23 protein-coding genes, 1 tRNA gene and 1 other annotated feature are annotated in these 22,329 nt (G+C 41.6%); of the genes, 10 read left to right on the forward strand and 14 right to left on the reverse strand.

The annotated features are described in order from the left end of the window. Positions 1 to 40 precede the first annotated feature (40 nt). Positions 41 to 1,504, reverse strand: a complete 1,464-nt coding sequence (locus RM049_RS08950) for a TonB-dependent siderophore receptor (RefSeq protein WP_322703951.1) — start codon at positions 1,502 to 1,504, stop codon at positions 41 to 43. 61 nt (positions 1,505 to 1,565) lie between these two features. Here RM049_RS08950 and RM049_RS08955 point away from each other — a divergent pair, with 61 nt between their 5' ends. Continuing rightward, complete coding sequence (locus RM049_RS08955; RefSeq protein ID WP_322703938.1) at positions 1,566 to 1,793, forward strand: transposase; 228 nt, start codon at positions 1,566 to 1,568, stop codon at positions 1,791 to 1,793. A 255-nt stretch (positions 1,794 to 2,048) separates the two neighbouring features. Here RM049_RS08955 and RM049_RS08960 read toward each other — a convergent pair whose 3' ends face one another. Beyond that, positions 2,049 to 3,038 carry an AraC family transcriptional regulator gene (locus RM049_RS08960; RefSeq protein ID WP_322703939.1) on the reverse strand — a complete coding sequence of 330 codons (990 nt, stop codon included), beginning with the start codon at positions 3,036 to 3,038 and terminating at the stop codon, positions 2,049 to 2,051. A gap of 349 nt (positions 3,039 to 3,387) precedes the next feature. Here RM049_RS08960 and trpS point away from each other — a divergent pair, with 349 nt between their 5' ends. The 3 genes from trpS to RM049_RS08975 all read left to right on the forward strand — a co-directional run bounded on the left by trpS (position 3,388) and on the right by RM049_RS08975 (position 6,316). Next, complete coding sequence (gene trpS / locus RM049_RS08965; protein WP_322671063.1) at positions 3,388 to 4,398, forward strand: tryptophan--tRNA ligase; 1,011 nt, start codon at positions 3,388 to 3,390, stop codon at positions 4,396 to 4,398. Between the two features lie 58 nt (positions 4,399 to 4,456). Continuing rightward, positions 4,457 to 5,386 carry a methylenetetrahydrofolate reductase gene (locus RM049_RS08970; RefSeq protein WP_322686254.1) on the forward strand — a complete coding sequence of 310 codons (930 nt, stop codon included), beginning with the start codon at positions 4,457 to 4,459 and terminating at the stop codon, positions 5,384 to 5,386. A gap of 126 nt (positions 5,387 to 5,512) precedes the next feature. Further along, positions 5,513 to 6,316, forward strand: coding sequence for an Rpn family recombination-promoting nuclease/putative transposase (locus RM049_RS08975; RefSeq protein ID WP_322686255.1), 804 nt, complete (start codon positions 5,513 to 5,515; stop codon positions 6,314 to 6,316). A gap of 147 nt (positions 6,317 to 6,463) precedes the next feature. On the opposite strand, the gene RM049_RS08980 is transcribed toward RM049_RS08975, so the two are convergent. The 3 genes from RM049_RS08980 to RM049_RS08990 all read right to left on the reverse strand — a co-directional run bounded on the left by RM049_RS08980 (position 6,464) and on the right by RM049_RS08990 (position 8,492). Continuing rightward, complete coding sequence (locus tag RM049_RS08980) at positions 6,464 to 6,709, reverse strand: hypothetical protein (protein WP_322686256.1); 246 nt, start codon at positions 6,707 to 6,709, stop codon at positions 6,464 to 6,466. Between the two features lie 223 nt (positions 6,710 to 6,932). Further along, positions 6,933 to 7,487, reverse strand: a complete 555-nt coding sequence (locus tag RM049_RS08985; protein ID WP_322686257.1) for a phosphate-starvation-inducible PsiE family protein — start codon at positions 7,485 to 7,487, stop codon at positions 6,933 to 6,935. Between the two features lie 81 nt (positions 7,488 to 7,568). Further along, entirely contained in the window at positions 7,569 to 8,492 is a 924-nt protein-coding gene (locus RM049_RS08990; RefSeq protein WP_322703940.1) for a tetratricopeptide repeat protein, read from the reverse strand. 410 nt (positions 8,493 to 8,902) lie between these two features. Between RM049_RS08990 and RM049_RS08995 the strand changes: the two genes are divergently transcribed. The 4 genes from RM049_RS08995 (at position 8,903) to RM049_RS09010 (ending at position 13,906) form a co-directional block, all read left to right on the forward strand. Beyond that, complete coding sequence (locus RM049_RS08995; protein ID WP_322703941.1) at positions 8,903 to 10,951, forward strand: elongation factor G; 2,049 nt, start codon at positions 8,903 to 8,905, stop codon at positions 10,949 to 10,951. Positions 10,952 to 11,314: 363 nt separating this feature from the next. After that, the gene (locus tag RM049_RS09000) at positions 11,315 to 12,190 is read left to right on the forward strand and encodes a prohibitin family protein (RefSeq protein ID WP_322703942.1); all 876 of its coding nucleotides are present in this window, start codon (positions 11,315 to 11,317) and stop codon (positions 12,188 to 12,190) included. A gap of 211 nt (positions 12,191 to 12,401) precedes the next feature. After that, positions 12,402 to 13,256 (forward strand): transmembrane domain-containing protein, encoded by an 855-nt coding sequence (locus tag RM049_RS09005; protein ID WP_322703943.1) that lies wholly within the window; start codon positions 12,402 to 12,404, stop codon positions 13,254 to 13,256. Then, positions 13,256 to 13,906, forward strand: coding sequence for a Uma2 family endonuclease (locus RM049_RS09010; protein ID WP_322703944.1), 651 nt, complete (start codon positions 13,256 to 13,258; stop codon positions 13,904 to 13,906). The genes RM049_RS09005 and RM049_RS09010 overlap by 1 nt, the downstream gene beginning before the upstream one ends. Positions 13,907 to 14,041: 135 nt before the next feature. Here the strand turns inward: RM049_RS09010 and rplL are convergent, their stop codons facing one another. The 8 genes from rplL to rplS all read right to left on the reverse strand — a co-directional run bounded on the left by rplL (position 14,042) and on the right by rplS (position 18,357). Next, positions 14,042 to 14,431 carry a 50S ribosomal protein L7/L12 gene (gene rplL, locus RM049_RS09015; protein ID WP_322703945.1) on the reverse strand — a complete coding sequence of 130 codons (390 nt, stop codon included), beginning with the start codon at positions 14,429 to 14,431 and terminating at the stop codon, positions 14,042 to 14,044. 93 nt (positions 14,432 to 14,524) lie between these two features. Further along, positions 14,525 to 15,139: a 50S ribosomal protein L10 gene (gene rplJ, locus RM049_RS09020; protein ID WP_322686263.1), complete on the reverse strand. Its 615-nt coding sequence runs from the start codon at positions 15,137 to 15,139 to the stop codon at positions 14,525 to 14,527. 63 nt (positions 15,140 to 15,202) lie between these two features. Next, positions 15,203 to 15,371 (reverse strand) — a sequence feature (ribosomal protein L10 leader region). A gap of 56 nt (positions 15,372 to 15,427) precedes the next feature. Then, positions 15,428 to 16,141, reverse strand: a complete 714-nt coding sequence (gene rplA / locus RM049_RS09025; RefSeq protein WP_322671075.1) for a 50S ribosomal protein L1 — start codon at positions 16,139 to 16,141, stop codon at positions 15,428 to 15,430. A 132-nt stretch (positions 16,142 to 16,273) separates the two neighbouring features. Further along, positions 16,274 to 16,699, reverse strand: a complete 426-nt coding sequence (gene rplK, locus RM049_RS09030) for a 50S ribosomal protein L11 (protein WP_094348918.1) — start codon at positions 16,697 to 16,699, stop codon at positions 16,274 to 16,276. Between the two features lie 6 nt (positions 16,700 to 16,705). Continuing rightward, positions 16,706 to 17,353 (reverse strand): transcription termination/antitermination protein NusG, encoded by a 648-nt coding sequence (gene nusG, locus RM049_RS09035; protein WP_322671076.1) that lies wholly within the window; start codon positions 17,351 to 17,353, stop codon positions 16,706 to 16,708. Further along, the gene (gene secE, locus RM049_RS09040; protein WP_322671077.1) at positions 17,353 to 17,574 is read right to left on the reverse strand and encodes a preprotein translocase subunit SecE; all 222 of its coding nucleotides are present in this window, start codon (positions 17,572 to 17,574) and stop codon (positions 17,353 to 17,355) included. Before secE ends, nusG begins: the two co-directional genes overlap by 1 nt. A gap of 189 nt (positions 17,575 to 17,763) precedes the next feature. Next, positions 17,764 to 17,836: transfer RNA gene (locus RM049_RS09045), tRNA-Trp, on the reverse strand. Between the two features lie 158 nt (positions 17,837 to 17,994). Then, on the reverse strand, positions 17,995 to 18,357 hold the full coding sequence (gene rplS / locus RM049_RS09050) for a 50S ribosomal protein L19 (RefSeq protein WP_322671078.1): 363 nt from the start codon (positions 18,355 to 18,357) through the stop codon (positions 17,995 to 17,997). A gap of 152 nt (positions 18,358 to 18,509) precedes the next feature. Between rplS and RM049_RS09055 the strand changes: the two genes are divergently transcribed. Beyond that, a complete protein-coding gene (locus tag RM049_RS09055; protein WP_322703946.1) occupies positions 18,510 to 19,568 on the forward strand; it encodes a glycosyltransferase family 2 protein in 1,059 nt (352 codons plus the stop codon). A gap of 502 nt (positions 19,569 to 20,070) precedes the next feature. Continuing rightward, positions 20,071 to 21,129 carry a glycosyltransferase family 4 protein gene (locus RM049_RS09060; protein WP_322703947.1) on the forward strand — a complete coding sequence of 353 codons (1,059 nt, stop codon included), beginning with the start codon at positions 20,071 to 20,073 and terminating at the stop codon, positions 21,127 to 21,129. 159 nt (positions 21,130 to 21,288) lie between these two features. On the opposite strand, the gene RM049_RS09065 is transcribed toward RM049_RS09060, so the two are convergent. Further along, positions 21,289 to 21,945 (reverse strand): hypothetical protein, encoded by a 657-nt coding sequence (locus tag RM049_RS09065; protein ID WP_322703948.1) that lies wholly within the window; start codon positions 21,943 to 21,945, stop codon positions 21,289 to 21,291. Between the last annotated feature and the right edge of the window lie 384 nt (positions 21,946 to 22,329).

Consider the following 22,329-nt stretch of genomic DNA (forward strand, 5'->3'; position numbering starts at 1 on the left):
GATAGTAAACAGGACTTAATCAGTTCAAAAATTGCAGGAATCAAAACTGTACAGAAAACGTTCCCAGGACTGTTAAAGGCGCACCAGGAAGCAGATAATAGCCTTGAGAATCGTAATAGCGAGTATCAAAAAGATTCTTAAAGTTCAGCCCAACCCTCCAGTTATCGCGTTTGTAGAAAATCGTGGCATCTGCACGTACATAGGAAGGTATTTTGAACGTGTTGGGGAGTGTGGCTTCGCGATCGCCAGTATAAAATAATCCTCCACCAAATCCTAATCCTCTCATACCACCGTCTTGAATTTCATAAGTCGTCCAGAGACTACCTCCAGCACCGGGAGCATTTACAAGTGTGTCACCTACAGGATTATATTGGTCACCTACACTTACAAATGCGTCGTTGACAAAGTAGGATGCAATCAGATTCCAGCCTGGTAGAATCTGTCCAGAAAGGTCAAATTCTAAACCGCGACTTTTCACCTCTCCTATAGGGATGTAATAGTCAGAGTTACCTGGAGTGGGATCGGTTGTAGCAACATTTTCTTTGGTGATATCATAGGCGGCAAAGGTCGCAGATAGCCTATCTTTAATCAGTTCGGCTTTGACTCCTACTTCATATTGAGTGCCGCGCTCCGGTGGTAGTTGAGTTCCATCTACTGTCCGCGAGTCGCTGGGATTAAACGAGCGGCTGTAGCTGGCGTAAATTGAAATCGGTTTAATCGGCTGATAAACAATGCCAACGCGAGGTGAAAAGGCTTCATTATACAACCGATCGACAGTGGCATCATCAATTGGATCTCTACCCAAAGAATCCAGCAGTTGCGCGCGATTTTTGCGGTGAATAAAGTCATACCTGCCGCCTACTAATAGCTTCAAATTTGGCAGCAATGTTACTTGATCTTGCAGATAAACGGCGATGGTATTGCGATCGAAACGATCGCGTTCTGCTGCTTCATCAAACTCTGGTGGCTGGGAAGCGCCATACACAGGATTAAATAAATCAATACTGGGAGTCAGTGAAACAGAACTTCGCAAATAATCGTAGCCACGGATATATTTATTCCACTCCAACCCCACAAGAACTTGATGTTGGATGGAACCAGTTTTGAAATTACTAATTAAATCGTTTTGTAGAGAGTAGTTTTGGTAATAAGCTGAACCGGCACCAAATCTTCGCAATACGGTACCACCATCTACTATGTTACTCGGTTGAAACGCTGATTCTTCAGAATCATTAACCGTAACGGAAAAGCCACTGCGGAACTGGATGTTTTTACTGAAGCGATGATTGACGTTAAGAAATACAGAGTTTGTCTCTTTGGAGAAATAATCGTCTGGCTCTCCTAAGAAAGGATTGCGCGGAGCTTGGAAAACGATTGGATCGGGGGTAAGACCACGATAAAAGGTGCGATCGACTTTGAGGTATTCATACTCCAGTGTCAATGTTGTCGCATCACCAATTTTGTAGGTTAATCCTGGGGCGTTGTTGCATGAATAGGGAAAAATGGTAAATTTTACTTATTCCTTCCTACCTCTACTAATCCCCTCCTAGTTTCTTAGTTGGACTATGAAGACGAAAGCCAAAACTAACTACAGAGTCCGTAACTGGCAGGAATATGATGCGGCGCTCAAGCAGCGAGGGAGTCTGGCTTTCTGGGTGAGTGAAGAAGTAATCGAACAATGGCGCAACGAAAAGAAAACAGGACGGAAAGGAGCCTCCAATTATTACAGTGACGTGGTTTTGTTGTTCTATCTGAGCCAGCCATTCTTTCACTGTTCTTGCAGAGCCGTCTAGCTCTTGTCCACCATGAATTTGAGTTACTTCCTTTGCCTGAGTTGGTTGTATAACGACAGCAATAATCAAACAGCAAATGAACCAAGATTGCGACAGCTTCATAACTCCACACACTCAACCGTATTTCTAAAAACAGAGCCGATTATTTGAGAATTATTATTATCTAACTCTATTTAGGAGAATACGGAAATTTAGGCGTTCGCATATATCTGAAACTGGATTTTTTTTCTCGCAATCGGGATTCACCTTTTGCTATCAGCCTTTGCAGCGACGATAATCTCTAGGGGTTACGCCAAATTGTCGCTTAAACAGGTAGCCAAAATGACTTATGCTTTCATATCCCACTTGAGAAGCAATTTCTGCAATCGTTAAATTAGTGCCGAGTAGTAACTGTTGTGCTTGCTCTAGCCGTAAGGATTGCACATACCCACACACCGTAGTGCCAAAAATTTCTCGAAATCCCCGTTTCAGCTTAAAGTCATTGAGTCCGATTTGTCTGGCTAGATTTAGTAGAGAAGGTGGATGCTGGAGCTTTTGATTGAGAATCGCTTTAGCATGATGTAAACGTTCAATTTCATCGGGACGAAAATATAGCGATCGCTCCAATAAAAGATTATTTTCTCTCCACTGAGCAATTTGAAGCGTCAGTAGTTCCAAAACTTTTGCTTCTAAATACATTTGTCTAAGTGTTTCTCGGAACGGACACTGCAATATTTGCTTCAGCACCAATCGCATCGCCGGCGTGATGGCTCCTAATGGCTGATGAAAACGCTCTTTTGTCGGATTTTCGAGCAACTGCTGGAGCAGAGTTGGTAATTCCTTGAAGCTACCCTCAAAACTAAAAAGTAAATCAGGATACCAATAAATACTGATACACTGCTTGCGTTGGTTCGCCGTAAAATGCTCAAACTCCCGAATCTCAGGCAAATAAAATAAGTAGTTATAACCTGCAACTTCTTCATAATCGTCCCTAACTCCAGGCACATTTGGCGTAGTGGTTCTCATTCCACCAGACAGAAAAAATTTAGATGTCAAAAAAGACGAATCATCGTGTTCGCCCTCAAGAACTACTGCTTCCGAATAATCGCTTTCTTGAATTACTAGCTCAAGGCGATCGCGCAGCATAGTCCAGTGACTACTCACTTGACCAAACCAGGTAGAAAATTTTACTTTTCCCTGATAGTGATTAAGCTGTACATCGTCACATAATTGATTAAAGTCTGTCTCGGTTAAACGAATAGTCATGATAATACTCTCAACAAGCAATTGAGAATAGTATCTATTAAGAGGCAAAGCGATAGCAACTGAAAATATTATCTAAAAAGAGTATAAGTAGGTCAGCACAATTAAAGCTAATTGGCTAGGGCTGTTCGGCTGTTCTTTGTCATTAGTCCTACTGAAATTCAGATCAAATCTGCTGTCATTACTAAATCTATAATTCTGCAACGGCCAGTTGACCTGGAAAATGTCAAAATTAAATGAGTTTTGCGTAGGCGAGTTTGGGTTGATGCAGCCTCTTGTAGATGAAGAAAAGCAAATTGTCACCACACCGCCACTTTACTAGCGTGGATTTGAGATAACTAAGTTGAAATTTATGGGCAAGCAACGTGTTCTTTCTGGAGTTCAACCAACCGGCAATTACCATCTAGGTAACTATTTGGGAGCCATTCGCAACTGGGTAGAAGGTCAGAGCGAATACGAAAATTACCTTTTTGTGGCTGATTTACACGCGATTACAGTGCCACACGACCCAAAACAGTTGGCAGCTGATACCTACACTCTTGCTGCTCTTTATCTAGCTTGTGGTCTTGATTTAAATCACTCCACCATTTTTGTTCAATCCCACGTTTCGGCCCACAGTGAACTCACTTGGTTGCTCAACTGCATTACGCCTCTAAACTGGCTGCAAGATATGATCCAGTTTAAGGAAAAGGCTGTTAAACAAGGAGAAAATGTGAGTGCAGGCTTATTGGATTACCCTGTGCTGATGGCATCTGATATTTTGCTTTACCAAGCCGATAAAGTGCCAGTGGGTGAAGACCAAAAGCAACACTTGGAATTGACACGGGATATTGCAGCTCGGTTAAATCACCAATTTGGTAAACCAGAACAACCAGTTTTGAAGTTACCAGACCCTTTGATTCGCAAAGAAGGGGCAAGGGTGATGAGTTTAGCGGACGGTACACGCAAAATGTCGAAGTCCGATCCTTCAGAGTTAAGCCGAATCAGTTTGCTAGATTCACCAGAGCAGATTCAATACAAAATTAAGCGTTGTAAAACCGATCCGATTCGGGGGCTGACTTTTGACGATCCAGCGCGTCCAGAGTGTAATAATTTGTTAACGCTCTATACATTGCTTTCAGGAAAGAAAAAGGAAGATGTGGCAGTTGAGTGTCAAGATATGGGCTGGGGACAATTCAAGCCATTGTTGACAGACACAATTATTGAGTCTCTGAAACCAATTCAAGAAAAATATCACTCGATAACGGCGGACAAAAGCTATTTGGAATCTGTGTTGCGGGATGGAGGGGAAAAAGCTAGAGCGATCGCCAATCAAACTTTATCACAAGTCAAAACGGCTTTAGGCTATTCTCTTCCTCTATAAGTTTTCACCTTTAGGTGTGATTTGTTATACCATTTAAGAAATTGAAAAGCTTAATGTTATGCATCACACCCACAGCCCCACAGGTTTAAATGACTTTCGCAGAGCTGTACAAGCAGGTAAATTTCTAGTTACTGCCGAGGTAGCACCGCCGAAGGGGGGAGATCCAGCGCACATGATTCAAATGGCGGCGACTCTTAAGGGGAGAGTTCATGCCGTCAATGTTACTGATGGTAGCCGCGCCGTGTTAAGGATGTCTTCGTTAATGGCATCGGTGATTTTATCACAGAATGGCATAGAGCCGATCTGTCAAATTGCTTGCCGCGATCGCAATCGTATCGGTTTACAAGCTGATTTGATGGGCGCTCATGCTTTAGGCATAAATAACATTTTAGCTTTGACTGGCGATCCAGTAAAATCAGGCGATCATCCAGATGCCAAAGCAGTGTTTGACTTAGAAGCGGTGCGATTGCTGCAACTGATTCGGAAGATGAATCAAGGCGTTGATTGCAATGAAAAACCCTTGACTGATGGAGCCTTAGATTTATTTGTTGGTGCAGCAGTAGATCCGCAATGTAAAAGTTGGTCGGGTTTACAAAGTCGATTTGAACGCAAAATCGAAGCCGGAGCGCAGTTTTTTCAAAGTCAATTGATTACCGATTTTGATCTGCTAGAAAAGTTTATGGATACCATTGCTGCTGGTTATAAAAAACCAATTTTGGCAGGAATATTTCTGTTGAAATCAGCAAAAAATGCCCAGTTTATTAATAGATGTGTTCCGGGTGTAAATATTCCCCAACATATTATTGATAGATTGGCAAAAGCCAAAGACCCTTTTGAGGAAGGGATTAAAATTGCCGCCGAGCAAGTGCAGATAGCGCGGCAATTATGTCAAGGAGTTCACATGATGGCGGTGAAGCGTGAAGATGCGATCGCGCCAATTTTAGATTTGGCTGGGATTGCTCCAGTGAATCAATTGGTATCTATGTAAATTAGACAATGAATCTTTTATTAAAGCAGATGGTTATTTCTATCTGCTTTTTTTGTGTTGAAACAGACGCAGTTACACTATTTTTGGTAGACTTTTAATATTCAATGTTCCCTTGACTAAATTTAGGTGCAAACTGACAAAATATTTTATAGCTTATTTCAAGCTTTTCCTAGCATATTTTTTGCCATAATTGGCGACACGACTGCCAATATCAACGCATATCAATTTGTTTCAGTCGAGCTAAAAGAAACTGCTTTCAGGATTGATGGGGTATTCATCCCCACAAGTGAAACCACAAACCAACCACTTTACTTTGTTGAAGTTCAGTTTCAATTAGACGCAAATTTTTATAGACGCTTCTTTGCCGAAATCTTCCTTTACTTACGTCAAAACGAATCAGTCAATTTTTGGCGTGCAGTTGTTATCTATCCGCAACGAAGTTTAGATCCAAACGATCGGCTACCGTATCAGCTGCTGCTAGACAGTTCACAAGTGCAACGCATTTATCTAGATGAATTAGATACGAGGGAGAACTCACTTCAAGTTGCGATCGTTAAATTAATTATCGAAAGAGAAGAGACAGCCCTTGACAAAGGTAGAGAATTGATTTTACAAGCAAGGCAACAACTGACAGATGAATCTACCAGCAAGCAAATTGTAGAATTGATAGAGACTATTCTGTTGTACAAATTTACCCGGTTAAGCCGAGAGGAGTTAGCAGAAATGTTGGGTATAGACGACGAATTCAAAAAAACACGGATGTATCAATCAATCAAGGAAGACGGCTTAGAAGAAGGTCGCCAGGAAGGTCGCCAGGAAGCTAAGTTAGAAGCTATTCCCCGATTGTTGGCATTGGGATTGAGTGTAGAACAAGTAGCGGTGGCTCTCGATTTAACGGTGGCGCAAGTAGAGCAAGCAGCCCAGAATTAGTTTATCTTATACTGGGCAGTGCTTGCCTCTAATTTAATCAGCAAGTGTAACGCTCAATAGCCTGTTTTAAACATCGCCTCTTTTTGTTTTAGCTAAACCAGAAGCGATGTCTACGACGGGCTTACGCCTACGAACTCAAAACCTGGGTTACATCTTACCGTGTTGCAGCACTTGTTGTAGATGTTGGCGAATCTCTTGTGCGTGTTCAATATCAGATTGCCGCAATTTTTGGAACAACTCTACACAAGGTTGAGAACCTACTTGTTCTGCATCTTTGATGTAGGTATCGTAAGCTTTAACAGCTTCAGCCTTATTGTGCAAAACGGTGATAAAATCATACTCCAAGTCGCTAATCGCTGTTTGAGATTGTCCGTTACCTGTATTTGTAGCCATTGCTTGAACCTCTTTTAGAATTTCTAATTAACGTTATATTCACCCTTAAAGAGCGATTCATCTTCCAAAAAGAGTATATTTCAATACGTCGGAAGTAACTTGCAAAAATAATTTCCTGATACAGCCTCATACAAAGGAGTGGGGAGTGGGAAAATACTTTTACCCACTCCCCGGTACAGACGTGATTAATCGCATCTCTCCCACTCCCCATTTTCATAACAATTTATCCAAGGGGTTGATTCTCATCACATTGACGTGAATACTGTAATTCCAACTCGTTTTGTCGTTCTCTACCTCCCCTATACACAACCGGACAAAACTTAGTGTTAGCGCTCATACAATCCATGTGTGGTGTCTTAGCGCACACCACGAGTAGTCCACCCAAAACAAATAACAAACCACAAATTGCAAGCGTATTAACCCAAGAAATTTCCAGCGCTCCGTGAACGACTACCTCTCGTAGCAAAGATACTATTGTTACCTCAACTGCTACTCCTACAGAGATACTATGTTCTTGCAAATAGACCATTAATAGTCGAAATAACTCGACTAAAATCAACACAAATAGTATTTTTGCGGTCACATGTTTATAGTCTAGTGGCTGCATGAGGGCGATTGCTATCCCCCACAATTGGATTAGCATGACGGCGAACAAACCCAAACACAAAACAATCACAATTAAGTCTTGAAAGGCTTCCATGTTGCGAACAATTGATTGCCGATCGAGCCAGCGATCGCTAAATAAAAATCGGCTTTTCTGGCGCTTTTGCATGTACATTTTTCCAATCGGGACTAGTTCAGACAACACCAGCGAGTCAACCCAATAGTTTTATCTTATGCAATATTAAGTTTTTCTGCCTCAGCGAGGTTGGTAATTGAAATTTTGTGCTTGTTGTAACAATTGCTCGGCATTTTTCGCCCACTGGGGATTTTTTTGAGCATTGTATAAATCTCTAGCAAATTGTAATACTTGTACTGCATCGCCATATTGCTGTAACTGGATAAAAACTAACCCAGCACCATAATAAGCGTTGGGATAGTTAGAGTTAGCTTCAGCTGATTTTCTAAAAGCCTCTAATGCCTCTTGTAATTTACTTTGTTGAAAAAAAATCGAGCCGAGATTGTAGTAAGCTTCTGGATACTTGGGATTAATTTTTAATGCTTGATAAAATGCACTTCTAGCTTGGTCGAGTTTACCTTGTTGGAGATAACACATCCCTATATGGTAAGGAGGTTCTGGTGCATTTTTGCTATATTCTACGGCTTTTTTAAAAGATGCGATCGCTTTCTCACAATCTCGTTGCTGTTCTCGTACTAACCCCAAGTTATAGTGGGCAAATCCGAGTTTGGGATCGAGTTTTAAGGCGTGTTGCAAGTAATCGTTAGCTAACTTGAAATTATTCCCTTCTAACAACGCTCCGCCTAAATTAGCAAAAGCTGGAGCAAATTTCGGATCGGCTTGCGTCGCTCGATAAAATGCATCCGCAGAGGGTTGTAATTGTCCCGTTTGTCGGAATGCTAACCCTAAATTATAGTGCGCTGGTGCTAATTTCGGATCTAATTTAGCTGCTTGTTTAAAGGCGGCGATCGCATCTTGTACCTTTCCCGCCTGAATTGCTTGTAAGCCTTGGTTTAACCAGTCTACGGCAGTTTTAGGATTAGATTGTGCCAACTTGAAGGCGACAGGAGGAGATAGAGCAAGAGAGGGCAAGGAAATACTCATAACCAGCAAAGTCAAACTTACCAACCCTGCTATGCGATATTTAAAGAATGATAATCTCATTGATTTTCTGACTCACAACACTTTCAGTTAAATTTACTTCATAAAAAGTTTTTTACAAAAGTTTTTGATTTGGGATAAAAATTTGTGATATTTAACTTTTCTTAAGCTAAATCTTACGACAGGCTACAATTTTTTTAACTTTCGATTAAAGGGAGGATAATAACGAATTAAAGAAGGGGAAATTTTGACTCCAGAGAACCATTTTGTTCAAATAGAATTCAGGAGTCAGGAGCCAGAATTCAGCTGGGAATTCTGTACGACTGGCAAAGAAATAAATCGGTTTAAGACCCTCGCGGACTTGCTACTGTCAAGATTTATGAATCCTGAATTCAGAATAGCTGGATTCTTCTTTAACCCTTGATATATACAGAATCATGCGGTTATAAAAAACTTACCGCAAGGGGGGTTTTATGAACGAAAAAGTAAAATCGGGTTCGCGGAACGTTGCAATTGTTGGGCCTTATTTAAGTGGAAAAACCACTTTACTAGAAAGCTTGTTATTTGTCACAGGGGCAATTTCCCGCAAAGGCAGTGTTAAGGACAGCAATACAGTAGGAGATAGTGCAGCCGAGTCGCGCGATCGCCACATGAGTGTAGAAGTCAGCGCCGCTAGCACTGAGTATAACGGCATTCGCTTCACTTTTCTTGACTGTCCGGGAAGTATAGAATTTGCCCAAGAAACGTACAATGCTTTAATCGGAGTCGATGCAGCAATTGTAGTTTGCGAACCCATCCGCGAACGAGTCCTTACCCTCGCCCCTTTATTTAAATTCCTGGACGATTGGGAAATTCCCCACCTCGTCTTCGTCAACAAAATGGATCGGGCAAATATTCATGTCCTAGAAACGTTGCACGCCCTAAAAGCAGTATCTAGCCGTCCCCTGGTAGCACATCAATTTCCGATCATGAATGGGGAAGAACTCACCGGCTTTATTGATATGGTGAGCGAACAGGCATATCAATATCATCCCGGCGCACCTGCCGATCCCATTCCCTTCCCCGAAAGTTTAAAAGAAGAAGAACATACAGCACGGGCAGAAATGCTCGAAGCCTTAGCAAATTTTGACGACCATTTACTCGAAGAACTTTTAGAAGATATCGAACCTCCTCAAGAGGAAATCCTCAAAGATTTAAAAATGGAATTAGGGGCAGATTTAGTAGTGCCCGTTTTCTTTGGTGTAGCAGAACAAGATTATGGTGTTAGACCTCTATTAGAAGCCTTGTTACGGGAAGCCCCCGAACCAGAAACCACAGCAGAACGTCGTTTAAAAAACATAAAAGGTGATACAGCTTTAGCGCAGGTATTAAAAACTTACTACACTCCCCAAGGTGGCAAACTCTCTCTAGTGCGTGTTTGGCGGGGCAAATTAACTGATGGTATCGTCCTCAATGGCATTCGCACTGGTGGAATTTACCGCCTCATGGGACAACAACAGCAGTCAGTTAACCAAGTTAGTGCTGGTGAAATTGTTGCATTGAGCCGTTTAGAAGGAATCAAGACAGGCGATACAATCTCCACAGAACAGCAGTCGGCAATAAAATTACCCAAAGCTGTAGAGTTGGAACCAGTGTATGCCCTCGCCATTACACCAGAAAAGCGCAACGATGAAGTTAAACTCAGCAGTGCTATTACCAAGTTATTAGAAGAAGACTGCTCACTTGCTTGGGAACAACACGGCGATACCCACGAAGTTATTCTTTGGGGTCAAGGCGAGATTCATTTACAAGTCGCCCTAGATAGACTGCGCCGCAAATATAACTTGCCAATGACAACCCACTTGCCGCAAGTGCCTTACAAGGAAACCATCCGCAAAACAGTGGCTTCAGTTCATGGGCGCTACAAACACCAAAGCGGTGGTCACGGACAGTTTGGTGATGTTTTTCTCGAAATCAAGCCCTTACCACGCGGTACAGGTTTTAACTTTAATGAAACTATTGTCGGTGGCGTAGTTCCTAAACAGTACATCCCCGGCGTAGAAATGGGCGTGCGAGAATTTTTGACACACGGGCCTTTGGGCTTCCCGCTAGTAGATTTGGCGGTAACTTTGACTAATGGTTCATACCACAACGTTGATAGTTCCGAACAAGCCTTTAAGCAAGCTGCGCGATTGGCAATGCAAACGGGGATACCCCAAGCCGAACCTACCCTGTTGGAACCGATTTTGCGGGTGGAAGTGACTACACCGAGCGAATTTACTTCCAAAGTGTTGCAACTATTGAGTGGCAGACGGGGGCAAATTTTAGGCTATGAGGGTAAAAACGATTGGCAAGGCTGGGATAATGTCTCTGCATACTTGCCACAAGCAGAGATGCAAAACTTTATTGTAGAGCTGCGATCGCTCACTCTTGGCGTTGGTTCCTTCCACTGGGAATATGACCATCTCCAAGAAGTACCCGAAAAGCTTGCCGAACGCGTCATTCATAGCAATGGCAATGGTAGTAACGGCAACGGCAAGTAATACCAATTTGAAAAAAGAATGCGATAAATAGACCATTTGTAGAGACGCGATTCATGAGCCAGCGCGTTGCGGGGGTTCCCCCCGTTGTAGCGACTGGCGTCGCGTCTTTACCCAAAGATGTGTTGCAATCATTAATTGAATTGGTATAATTTTTGATTTTGAATTAATTGTAAAGTAGCGTATGCCCGCCATAGGCATCGCTTCAAAGCTAAGATTCCTGACTTCTGAGAAAAGTCGGGAATCTTTTTCAATCTATAAAAGAATTCATAAACCTCTAACTTGTGTGAAATGATATGAATTTCATAAAAGCATTTGGGAATTATGTGATTAAGCATATTCGTCTTAACTACACAGAAAAAACTCATGGGCTTTATAGTATCTCTTGTAACTAGCCTAATTGCAATTCTCGTCTATCTCAATACAGATAGGATATCTGATGAAAGGTCGCGTTTAGTAATACGCACAATTATGATATTGATTGGCAGCATTGCAGTACTAAATTCTTTTTCTAGGCTTTTGGTGATTGTCCCACCTGGTAATGTCGGTGTCGTCAATTTCTTTGGTGAGGTTTCCGAAACTACTCTTAATCCTGGTGTCCACTTGCTTAACCCCTTTAGCAAGGTGCTGAATTTTTCTACTCGCCTTAAGGATATAAAGGAAAATGTAGATGCAACATCCCAAGAAGGTTTGAGCCTAAATCTTGATGTCAGTCTTCAGTACAAGCTCGATCCACAAAAGGCAGCTACAGTATATAAAACAATTGGAACTGATGAAACACAACTGGTGATTTCCAGATTCCGCTCTACTGTCCGCGCCATCACGGCAAACTACCCAGCCAATGCTATTTACTCTACCAAACGCCAAGAAATCGCCCAAAAAATTGACCAGCAACTCACCCAAGAGATACCAGCTTTGGGTTTCATCGTTGAGGAAGCTCTTTTACGAAACATCAAAATGCCTGATTCTCTACAAGCTGCAATTCAAAATAAACTGAAGACAGAGCAAGAAAATCAGCAGATGAAATTTGTTTTAGAGAAAGAGCGTCAAGAGGCAGAACGAAAGCTGATTGAAGCGCGAGGTATAGCTGATTCCCAAAAAATTCTCTCAAATGGACTTAGCAACCAAGTGCTGCAATTACGAGCGATTGAAGCCACAGAAAAGCTAGCTCAATCTAATAATTCTAAGCTGGTAATTATTGGTTCTGAAAAAGGCGCAGTACCTATTATGATCCAGCCATAAACAGGAATCTCAAAGCCCTAAAATTTTCTTATCGTGTCAATGGTTTGGTAAATAATTTTTGCTTAACTTACATCCACTGGGAAGCATTCCCCTTTTTTACAACGTTAGTCATGCAAAATAGCAACTTTTATCAAGAACTAGGCTATGAGTTATTTCTCTTGATTATTTTAACGGTGGATTTTTTTTGTCTTTTATTATTCGGAAATCCATTATGTTTTCAGAACATACTTCATCTAAATTAGTATTTAAAATTCAACCTAAGTTATCGCAGAGCATAGGAATAATTATGGTTGGAATTACATTACTTTTCTTATTAGCTACTTTGATGCTTGCACCCATTACTAAACTAAACTGTAGCCGTTTATTCCAAAACGCATCGTTTTTCAATCAAGAAAAATATACATTCCAATGCGAATTACTGGAAATTGGCTTGTTCGATAATCAAGTGAGAACAGAAGTCTTTTCGGAACTTAACTCAGTTAAAATTGAAGCTATTGATAATGAAAATAGCCATCGAGAAATCACTAAAACTTATCAATTATTCCTATCTACTGATTTAGGCAATATTCCTTTTAAAAATTTAAGCTCTTATACAAAAAACCATAAACTTGACAAATTGTACTCAATAGCTGAGTCTATAAAATATTTTATAGAAAATCCTTCAGAAAAGACTTTATCAGTTTTACAGAATGACAGTGATGGAGTCTATGCAGGTTTTAAAATTACAATATTCTTCGGTTTATTAGCGTTATTAATCATAACATTGGGAAAAGTTACAAATTGTAAATTTGATAAAGAAACTAATACTATGACGATAAACCGATATCAATGGTTCGGTAAATTAGGAAAGGAAGTTATTCAGCATTCATTAAATGAGATTAAAGATGTAAAACTAGAACGCATAGAAGGAGAAGAAAGTGGCTGGCTTTATCGAGTTATTTTTGTATTAAACTCAGATGAAATAATACCTCTAACTCAGGTTTATAGTTCTGTTTATCAAGAGAAGCAACAATTAGCTGATTGTATTAAAACTTTTCTTCAAGATAAATCAGGTAATGATAAATAATGGTAACACTTCAATTACGACAATTAAGTGTTCCGCCGGGACATAGAGTAATACTCCACGATATTAGCTGGCAAGAATTTGAGGCGATTTTAGAAGAACTTGGCGACCATCGAACCACTCGATTGGCTTACAGCCAGGGAACTCTGGAGATGAGAATGCCATTACCAAAGCATGAGAAAGCCAAAATCATCATTGGAGATTTGGTAAAAATTCTTTTGGAAGAGTTAGAAATTGACTGTGAAACATTTGGCTCAACCACTTTCAAACGTGAAGATATGGCTTTTGGTGTAGAGCCTGATGACTCTTTCTACATTCAAAATCATGCTCAAATGATTGGTAAAGAGCGAATAGACTTGAGGGTTGACCCGCCACCTGACCTTGCAATTGAAGTTGATGTTACTTCCAAAACTCAACTGGATGCTTACGAAGCATTAGGAGTTCCTGAACTGTGGCGATATGAAAATGGCAAGCTACAAATTAATATTCTTCAGGATGGCAAATACATTGAGTCTGAAATTAGTTCTATTTTTCCCAACTTGCCCACTGTTGAAGAAATTCCCCGGTTTGTCGAACAAAGCCGAACTTTAGGTAGAAGCCCAACGCTTAGGGCATTTCGTCAATGGGTAAGAAAGCAAATCAACCCAACTTAATCTAACCCTTGCTTTTTTAACAACAAATTAGCGCTATAATACTTAATACTATTTTATCTGCAACATAAGATTCTACGATAAAAAAAGGAGCCTAAGTTAGGCTCCTTAATTAAAAAACTGGTAATAGAATTGTGACTACTTAACAGTCACCTTACCGCCAGCTTCTTCGATGCGCTTCTTAGCATCTTCGGCAGCATCCTTAGCAATACCTTCTTTAACTGCCTTAGGCGCAGCTTCCACCAAATCTTTAGCTTCTTTCAGACCCAAACCGGTCAATTCGCGGACAATCTTCAGTACGGCAATCTTCTTATCAGCTGGGACTGATTCGAGAATGACTTCAAACTCAGTTTGCTCAACAGCTTCTTCAGCAGGAGCAGCAGCAGCACCAGGGCCTGCAAACGCTACGCCAACAGGTGCAGCAGCACTTACACCAAAAGCTTCTTCAATTTGCTTGACTAATTCAGAAGCTTCCAGCAAAGAAAGGGTTTTTAGTTGTTCTAAAATGTTATCGGTTGTAGCAGACATTGATATAACTCCTGTAATTTTGATTATTTATTTGTCATGGGTCATTAGTCTTTAACTATAGACTTTTGACTTTTGACTGATGAACCACGAAGTCTATTCAGCAGCAGTTTCAGTGCTACTATCACCTTCAGCAGTGCTTTCGGTGCCGCTATCTTGTACAGCAGCAGTTTCAGTACTACCACCACTTTGTTCTTGGTCGGCCACAGCCTGTAAAGCACGAGCCAGGGAACCAGGAACTTCGTTGATACCCACAGCAATCTTGGTAGCCAAGGAATTGATAGCCCCAGCAATTTGGGCGATGAGTTGTTCCTTAGATGGCAAGTCTCCTAGTACCTTGACATCAGGTTCTTTGAGTAGGCGACCTTCCAGTACACCACCGCGAAGTTCTGTCTTCTTGGTGACTTTTTGGAATTCTTGGTATGCCTTAATTGCCGATGAAAAATCATCTTTTACCAGCAAAAAGGCAGAAGAACCATTGAGCAATTCCGATAAAGGCTGCCATTTTTCATCGTCTTTGATAGCAATGCCCATTAAAGTGTTTTTCGTCACCTTACAAACAGTGCCACTGGGACGTAACCGCCGCCGTAAGTCTGTGATTTCCGAAACTGTTAGCCCCTGATAGTCAATTACCAGTGCCAGAGTTGACTCACTCAAAGTTTCTTTGAGGTCAGCAACTATTTCTTTTTTATCTTCTACTGTTCTACCCATTCCAATCTCACCTCCTTAAAACAATCGGGGAAGTGCCCTAGTTGTGTGTTTTTTCTCAACCTGAATCCAAACAACAAACCCCGGCTAACTTAGCCGGGGTTGAGTAGTAAGACTCGTGATGCCATAGTTATCACACCTTTATGGGTGGTAATTCTGACAATTAGAGTTTTAACCTCGGCAGGATATTTAAGCTGTTAGCACCTGCTGTCTCCGGCTTTGCTTATTTAATTTTGTCATTTGTCCTTTGTCATTTGTCCTTTGCCTTTACAAATGACTAATGACTAAAAATTAACTTGCTTGGCTCAGTTTCAAATCTCTTAGGGCACTGATATCAACTTTAATTGATGGCCCCATTGTGGCTGACACATAAAATGTGCGCCAATAACGGCCTTTAGCTCCTGAAGGACGGTTACGGTCAATTGTCTCCTGCAATGCCTTCAGGTTGACTAACAAATCTTCAGGCGAGAAGGTTGTCTTACCAAACATAACATGGACAATACCAGTTCGATCGGCCCGGAATTCTAATTTACCTGCTTTGAATTCTGCGATCGCACTTCCGATATCAAATGTTACGGTTCCACCCTTGGGCGATGGCATCAAACCACGCGGCCCAAGCAACTTACCCAGCTTTGCCACCTGTGGCATCACATCGGGCGTGGCAATCAGCTTGTCAAAATCCATTCTACCTTTCTGGATTTCGTCAATCAGTTCTTCCGATCCAACTATATCAGCACCAGCGTTGCTTGCTTCGTTGACCTTTTCTCCTCTGGCTATCACCGCCACGCGGACGATTTGTCCTGTACCTTTAGGCAGTGCTACCGTTGTCCGCAACTGTTGGTCTGTATACTTGGGGTCAATTCCCAACCGGATATGCGCTTCAGCAGCTTCGGTAAATTTAGCTGTTGCTGTGTCTTTAAGAAGGGCTAAAGCCTCTAGGGGTTGATAATCTTTTTCTTCTACTTTTGCTTGCAGACCCTGCAAACGACGCGATATTTTTGGCATTTGTTCTCCTGGGGTAATTCCGAAGCCTCGCCTCTCCCCCGATAATTTTTAGTTATTTGTCTTTTGTCATTTGTCCTTTGTCATTTGTGATTTGTTGATTTTTTCTAATGACTAATGACCAATGACCAATGACTAATCCGTAACTGTTACACCCATATTTTTAGCCGTTCCTGCCACAATCTTCATTGCCGCGTCGATATCGTTGGCATTGAGGTCGGGGAGTTTGGTTTGGGCTATTTCTTGCAATTGTGCTTTGGTTATTGACCCAACTTTCTTTTTGTTGGGTTCATTTGAGCCTTTTTCAACTTTCGCCGCCTTCCGAATCAGTACTGATGCGGGTGGCGTTTTGAGTACGAATGTAAAACTCCGGTCTTCAAAAACCGAAATTTCTACAGGTATCACCATTCCAGCTTGGTCTGCTGTTTTGGCGTTGTACTCTTTACAAAACATCATGATGTTGACACCATGTTGACCCAAGGCGGGACCAACTGGCGGTGCTGGGTTGGCTTTTCCAGCATTCAGGGCCAGTTTAATGACCGCCACTACTTTCTTCGCCATTTGTATTTAACTCTGTTTCTCTACCTGATTAAATTCCAATTCTACTGGTGTATCCCTGCCGAAAATTGAGAGCAAGGCTTTAAGTTTACTCCGTTCTGGAGAGACTTCAATTACCTCGCCTTCAAAGTCTTTAAATGGACCAGAAAGCACCATTATCTTATCACCAGTAGCCATGTCAATTTTGACAACAGCTTCTTGTTCGCTGGTTTGTTTGAATATACGTTCAACTTCTGAAGAACTCAGTGGTATGGGGTTGACATGACCGCGACCCTTGCTGCTACCACGTTTTTGTTCTGAACCGACAAAGTTAATTACGTGAGAGGTGTTGCGTACCACCTGCCAAGTATCATCATCCATCATCATTCGTACCAGCACATAACCAGGAAAAACTTTTTCTTCTGTATGCTGGCGACTCCCATCTTTGCGGATTTTCACCGCTGGCGTCTGCGGAATTTCTACCTGGATAATTTTGTCAGCGACATCAAAAGTTTGAATGCGTTGCTCTAAGTTAGTCTTTACACGCTTTTCACAGCCTGAAGCTACTTGTACTGCATACCAGCGTGCTTCTTTTGACGCTGCTTCTGCTGCTTCTGCTTCTGCTGTTTCTTCTGACTGCAACATTGAGTTGCGTGGTTCATCTGTTGCAAAACTCATTAGAACACCTGTTTTGCTGCCCAAGCAAACAATCCATCGACCAAGTATATCAAAGATGCGGAAAGTGCCACCATTAACAACACAGCGGCGGATTCGCTCACTATCTGTTTCCGACTGGGCCAAACTACTTTTTCAAGCTCTTCTTTGGTTCCCTGTATGAAGTTGCCAAAGCTAAACCCATTTGCTGTTTCTGGCAATTCTGCTTCACTTTTTTTGGCCACGACCGTTTATCTCCCGTTTCTTATACTAGATCCTGTTTAATTGTCATCTAGGTTTTGCAGTTTCGACTCTATTTCACTTACTGTCAGTAAAACAACTGCAATTACAATAAGTTTACCCGAAATTATTAGCGCTAACTGCTATATTAGCAGTTGCGTAATTATTTCGGGCTTTGTTTTTTTGCTCTTGAGCGCGCCCTGGAGGACTTGAACCCCCGACATCAGGTTTTGGAGACCTGCGTTCTACCAACTGAACTAAGAGCGCACAAGCTGTTTTTTATTCAGTGATTGCGCTGAACTAAATTTCAGTTTAACGCAATATGCGATTTATATCATACCTTAATTTTGCCCTTAAAACAAGTCAGCGGCAGATGCCGCTTGCAGCTTGAGATTTCTCCCATTCCTTTTCTTTTGCAGTCCGAATCACAAAGGGCGGTCAAACCGTTGCTTGATTCGGGTTGCTTTACCTACGCGATCGCGGAGATAATACAGTTTAGCACGGCGGACTTTACCGCGACGTAACACCTTAATGCTGTCAATCCGGGGAGAATGCAACAGAAATACCCGCTCAACGCCCACGCCTTGAAAAACCTTACGAACTGTAATAGTTTCGTTGATGCCGCCGTTGCGCTTGGCAATCACAACTCCCTCATAGGGTTGCACGCGGTATTTTTCGCCTTCCTTGATTTTTACTCCCACTTTTACAGTGTCGCCCACATAAATGTCGGGCACATTCGATTTTATCTGTTCCGCTTCAATGGAGCGGATAATCTCTTGAGCGTTCATAGTCTTTCTGTCTGCTTAAAAAAACTCACGATCATCAATGATAAATCGATAATCCTATTTCAGTCTACTTGTTAGGATTGATAATTGTACTGATACAACAGCTTAAAGATCGAAGCTATATTGCAGAATGCCGTACTACAAAGGAAAAATTTATGAAATTTAGCATCGTCATCAGTACCTATAATCGCTTGAATTTGCTGAAAAGAGCAATTGATTCGGCTCGTAACCAAACAATCGAGTGCGAGGTAGTTGTTGCTGACGATTGTTCTGATGATGACACCCAAACCTATCTCAAAAGCTTAGGGGATAAGGTTGTTTACCATCGTAACGAAGTAAACCTTGGTCATGCAGCAACGGTAAATGCTGGAGTTGCCAAAGCTAGCGGCGACTGGATTAAGTTTTTAGATGATGATGACTATTTAGCGCCCAACTGCATAGAAGAGATGGCAAAGGCGATCGCACTTCGTCCCGATGCTGTAATCTGCTCTTGTGTGGCGGCTCAGGTGGATGGCAATCAAGTTGAACTCTCTCGCACCCCCCAAGTTGGCCCCGGTTTAGCTTTTTATATCCCCCAAGCCGATATTCACTATGGGATGCTTTTAGAGCTTGTACCCTTTGGCACACCTGTACAAGTAGCTTGTCGACGTGATGCTTTTCTACAAAGTGGTGGTTGGGACTCCACACTCGATGCTAACTGTGATGACATCGATTCCTGGATTCGGATTGCTCGGTTTGGCGATGCTATTTTCTTCAATCAGTGTCTTGCTTACCGCACTATTTGGCCGGGTGCGTATAATCAGAAGTTTTCTTTGTCTCGGCGGTTGGCGACAAATATTTTAATGAAGGAAAAAATTTACGCTTTGGTAAATGAGCAACATCGCTCAAAGATTCCTGTCTTTCAGGATATAAAAAATTACCTAAGACTCCATTGGATTTTAGTTGCACTGAAACAAAAAAATCTCAAGAGTTTTCTTTCCATGATAGATCCATCTATACTTTCTCCTCGGTCTTGGAAGTTTTTGCTAACTGCTATTTTATCACGCCGCTCTCAGGGAAACAATTCTCAGGTTCGTAAACTTGTATTGATTGAGTTGTACTATGATGTTTGGCAAAATGCCCAGAATAAAAGCGCCAGTCTTCAAAATTTAGAATTAGATTCTGTGCCACTGGTGGACTTGCCCATGAGCGCCCAGTCGAACTCTCAGTACTAGATGAGGACGTTACTACCAATTACCAGATCGGTAGCTGTGAAATTCTTCAAAGTTGCCAATGTGGTAGTGTAATCACTCTTACCGTAATTATAATTAACTTGTGTAGAAATACCCGATTGGGCAAATAGTAGGTAGCCATCACTTACGGGATTGCTGCCAGTTTTTTATTCTCTGTTTTGACTGCTGTGTGAAATGGAATTTATATAATCTGCTGTGGTGTACTAGAGTTCGATACCAGAGTATTAAGAAATAGAAAATAAGGTTATAGCAACTTTAAATAGCAGATTCAGCCTTCAGAATTTTGGAGTTTTACCCCGATTTATTGAGCCGTTACTGAATAAGTCTTTAAGCTAAGTAACTGGTTAGAAGCGCTCTTAATCAGTAGAAAGTGGTCAATTTTACGCACTACTGACTACTTTTTAGTTGTCGCTGAAGACCTCAATAATTATGTTGATTTCTATTCAGTTACTTATCTTTATTTTTTATACACGTCTCAAAGATTATGCGAATCATACATATTTTGAACCACATTCAAGAAATAGGTAACGGTATTGTGAATGTGGCTGTGGATCTGGCTTGTCTACAGGCAAAATCTGGTTATGAAGTCGCGGTTGTTTCTGCTGGTGGAGAATACGAGGCTTTACTAGATATTTGTGGTGTCAAACATTACCACTTAGACCAAAACAGGAAACCGCTAAATACGATTAAAGCAGCTATACGTTACCGAGCGATCGCAGCTGAATTTCAGCCGGATATTGTTCATGCTCACATGATGACGGGGGTAATATTAGCACGCATTTTTAAGGGACGCAAATATGCTTTAGTTTCTACAGTCCACAATGAATTTCAGCGTGCTAGCTTGCTGATGGGTTTAGCTGACAGAGTAATTGCTGTCAGTCAGGCTGTATGTGATTCTATGATTAGGCGTGGTATTCCAGAACATAAGTTGCGAGTGGTATGTAATGGCACTTTAGGCAGTCCTCGCACTAGACAAATACAAGATTATCAACCTTTACCATTACAGCATCCAGCGATCGCCACTGTCGCTGGGATGTATCAACGCAAGGGAATTGCTGAGTTAATTGCTGCCTTTGAACAAATTGCCTCAGATTTTCCCCAAGCCCATCTTTATTTGGTAGGAAATGGCCCTGATAAACAGCTATTTGAGGCACAGGCACAAGCAACTTCTGTAAAAGAACGCATTCATTTTGAAGGCTTCCAACCAGAACCTCAACGCTATCTAATATCTTGTGATATATTTGTGCTGGCTTCTCACCGTGACCCGTGCCCTTTGGTGCTTTCGGAAGCTAGAGAAACTGGAACTGCGATCGTCGGCACTCAGGTAGACGGGATTCCTGAAGCTTTAGACAACGGGCGAGCAGGTCTTTTAGTGCCAGCAAAAGATAGTCATGCTTTAGCTGGGGTTTTAGTGCAATTACTGAGTAATGCCGAGATGCTGCAAGAGTGGAAACAGCGGGCAAAGAAAAACTTAGACAGGCTGAGTGTTGCCCGCGTCCATCAGGAAACTATGACAGTGTATCGTGAGTTAATTACAGAATGAGGGCAGGGGCATTGGGCATTGGGCATTGGGCATTGGGCATTGGGCAACAATCAATAGTTCTTCTGCCCCTGCTTCCCCTGCCCCTCTGCTCCCCTGCCCCTCTGCTTCCCCTGCTCCCCTGCTTCCCCTGCTCCCCTGCTCCCTGCCCCCCCAGTCCTCTTAACAGAGCGATCGCTTTAATCTTAAAGCTACACCTAAAGCGCCAAAAACTAGTACGCCCAAAACGTTAGTTGATTCAGGAACAGCGGTGTAATAAGAAGCCACTCTGATGGGCCCGTCTTTATCTTCTTGATCTGCTGGAATTGGTGGAATGATTCCAGCACCTGGCGCTAGATTAGGTAGGCTAGCGAATGGATTGTAAAATAGGCTTCCATTAGGGATTACGCCACCACTAAAAGTGATAGTACTACCCTTGATAGTAATGTCTTTAAAAACATCCTTAAGATCGGAGTTAACAGAGGAACCAATCTTCCCATCTCCATTAACATCTCCCCACTCGACTGGTTCATTATCAAATGGTGGAGTAGAATTCGGATTAGTATAGGACAGCGTTTTTAAATCAAAGACCAAGCTATTTATATCGTATCCGGTAGCATTTACAAAGTTATTAGCTACATCTGGAACACCATATTCTATTACTTCCCCTGGTAGAAACCCTGTAAGGGTTCTTGGTTTTTTGATATCGAGTACCTCTTGATTTTTAGTCGTCACAATGGGTTCTACAAAAATGACGGCTCTTGCTGGTGTCGAAGACAAAAAACTAATTCCTGCTGTTCCTAGAACAGACAAGGCTATTTTTGTGGCAATTCTAGTCATATTTGTGTCCTTTTGATATTGATTCGCAGAATGCTACACGGCATGGTTTAAATCAAACAGCAAAAACTCATTTTTCAACCGCTACTTATCAGCTAGATAAATAGTGGTTAATGTATGCTTGCTTCCTGAGTTGATATTTACTCATAGGTTGATTTATAAAGCAATTCTTGTAATGCTTTATCACGATAACTAGTAATTTCACGCAATCTTTATAAAAAATCCAAATTAGAACTTATGCATTGACAGATTAGACAAGATGTGAAGCATAAGTAATTATCCTGACTTTTGATGAACTGTGGTTCATTGCTGTCTTAACAGGACGCTACAACATATAGGAATCCTATTTGATTTTTGAAAAAGATTACGAGATAATACGGATGAGTT

Origin of the sequence: Nostoc sp. DedQUE04 (genome assembly GCF_034530995.1) — a bacterium.
Taxonomy (GTDB): Bacteria; Cyanobacteriota; Cyanobacteriia; order Cyanobacteriales; family Nostocaceae; genus Nostoc.

Bases quoted from the DNA above. Each gene is read 5' to 3' on its own strand.
- RM049_RS08955 (WP_322703938.1), top strand. From the start codon at position 1,566: ATGAAGACGAAAGCCAAAACTAACTACAGAGTCCGTAACTGGCAGGAA.
- RM049_RS08960 (WP_322703939.1), bottom strand. From the start codon at position 3,038: ATGACTATTCGTTTAACCGAGACAGACTTTAATCAATTATGTGACGAT.
- trpS (WP_322671063.1), top strand. From the start codon at position 3,388: ATGGGCAAGCAACGTGTTCTTTCTGGAGTTCAACCAACCGGCAATTAC.
- RM049_RS08970 (WP_322686254.1), top strand. From the start codon at position 4,457: ATGCATCACACCCACAGCCCCACAGGTTTAAATGACTTTCGCAGAGCT.
- RM049_RS08980 (WP_322686256.1), bottom strand. From the start codon at position 6,709: ATGGCTACAAATACAGGTAACGGACAATCTCAAACAGCGATTAGCGAC.
- RM049_RS08985 (WP_322686257.1), bottom strand. From the start codon at position 7,487: ATGTACATGCAAAAGCGCCAGAAAAGCCGATTTTTATTTAGCGATCGC.
- RM049_RS08990 (WP_322703940.1), bottom strand. From the start codon at position 8,492: ATGAGATTATCATTCTTTAAATATCGCATAGCAGGGTTGGTAAGTTTG.
- RM049_RS08995 (WP_322703941.1), top strand. From the start codon at position 8,903: ATGAACGAAAAAGTAAAATCGGGTTCGCGGAACGTTGCAATTGTTGGG.
- RM049_RS09000 (WP_322703942.1), top strand. From the start codon at position 11,315: ATGGGCTTTATAGTATCTCTTGTAACTAGCCTAATTGCAATTCTCGTC.
- RM049_RS09005 (WP_322703943.1), top strand. From the start codon at position 12,402: ATGTTTTCAGAACATACTTCATCTAAATTAGTATTTAAAATTCAACCT.
- RM049_RS09010 (WP_322703944.1), top strand. From the start codon at position 13,256: ATGGTAACACTTCAATTACGACAATTAAGTGTTCCGCCGGGACATAGA.
- rplL (WP_322703945.1), bottom strand. From the start codon at position 14,431: ATGTCTGCTACAACCGATAACATTTTAGAACAACTAAAAACCCTTTCT.
- rplJ (WP_322686263.1), bottom strand. From the start codon at position 15,139: ATGGGTAGAACAGTAGAAGATAAAAAAGAAATAGTTGCTGACCTCAAA.
- rplA (WP_322671075.1), bottom strand. From the start codon at position 16,141: ATGCCAAAAATATCGCGTCGTTTGCAGGGTCTGCAAGCAAAAGTAGAA.
- rplK (WP_094348918.1), bottom strand. From the start codon at position 16,699: ATGGCGAAGAAAGTAGTGGCGGTCATTAAACTGGCCCTGAATGCTGGA.
- nusG (WP_322671076.1), bottom strand. From the start codon at position 17,353: ATGAGTTTTGCAACAGATGAACCACGCAACTCAATGTTGCAGTCAGAA.
- rplS (WP_322671078.1), bottom strand. From the start codon at position 18,357: ATGAACGCTCAAGAGATTATCCGCTCCATTGAAGCGGAACAGATAAAA.
- RM049_RS09055 (WP_322703946.1), top strand. From the start codon at position 18,510: ATGAAATTTAGCATCGTCATCAGTACCTATAATCGCTTGAATTTGCTG.
- RM049_RS09060 (WP_322703947.1), top strand. From the start codon at position 20,071: ATGCGAATCATACATATTTTGAACCACATTCAAGAAATAGGTAACGGT.
- RM049_RS09065 (WP_322703948.1), bottom strand. From the start codon at position 21,945: ATGACTAGAATTGCCACAAAAATAGCCTTGTCTGTTCTAGGAACAGCA.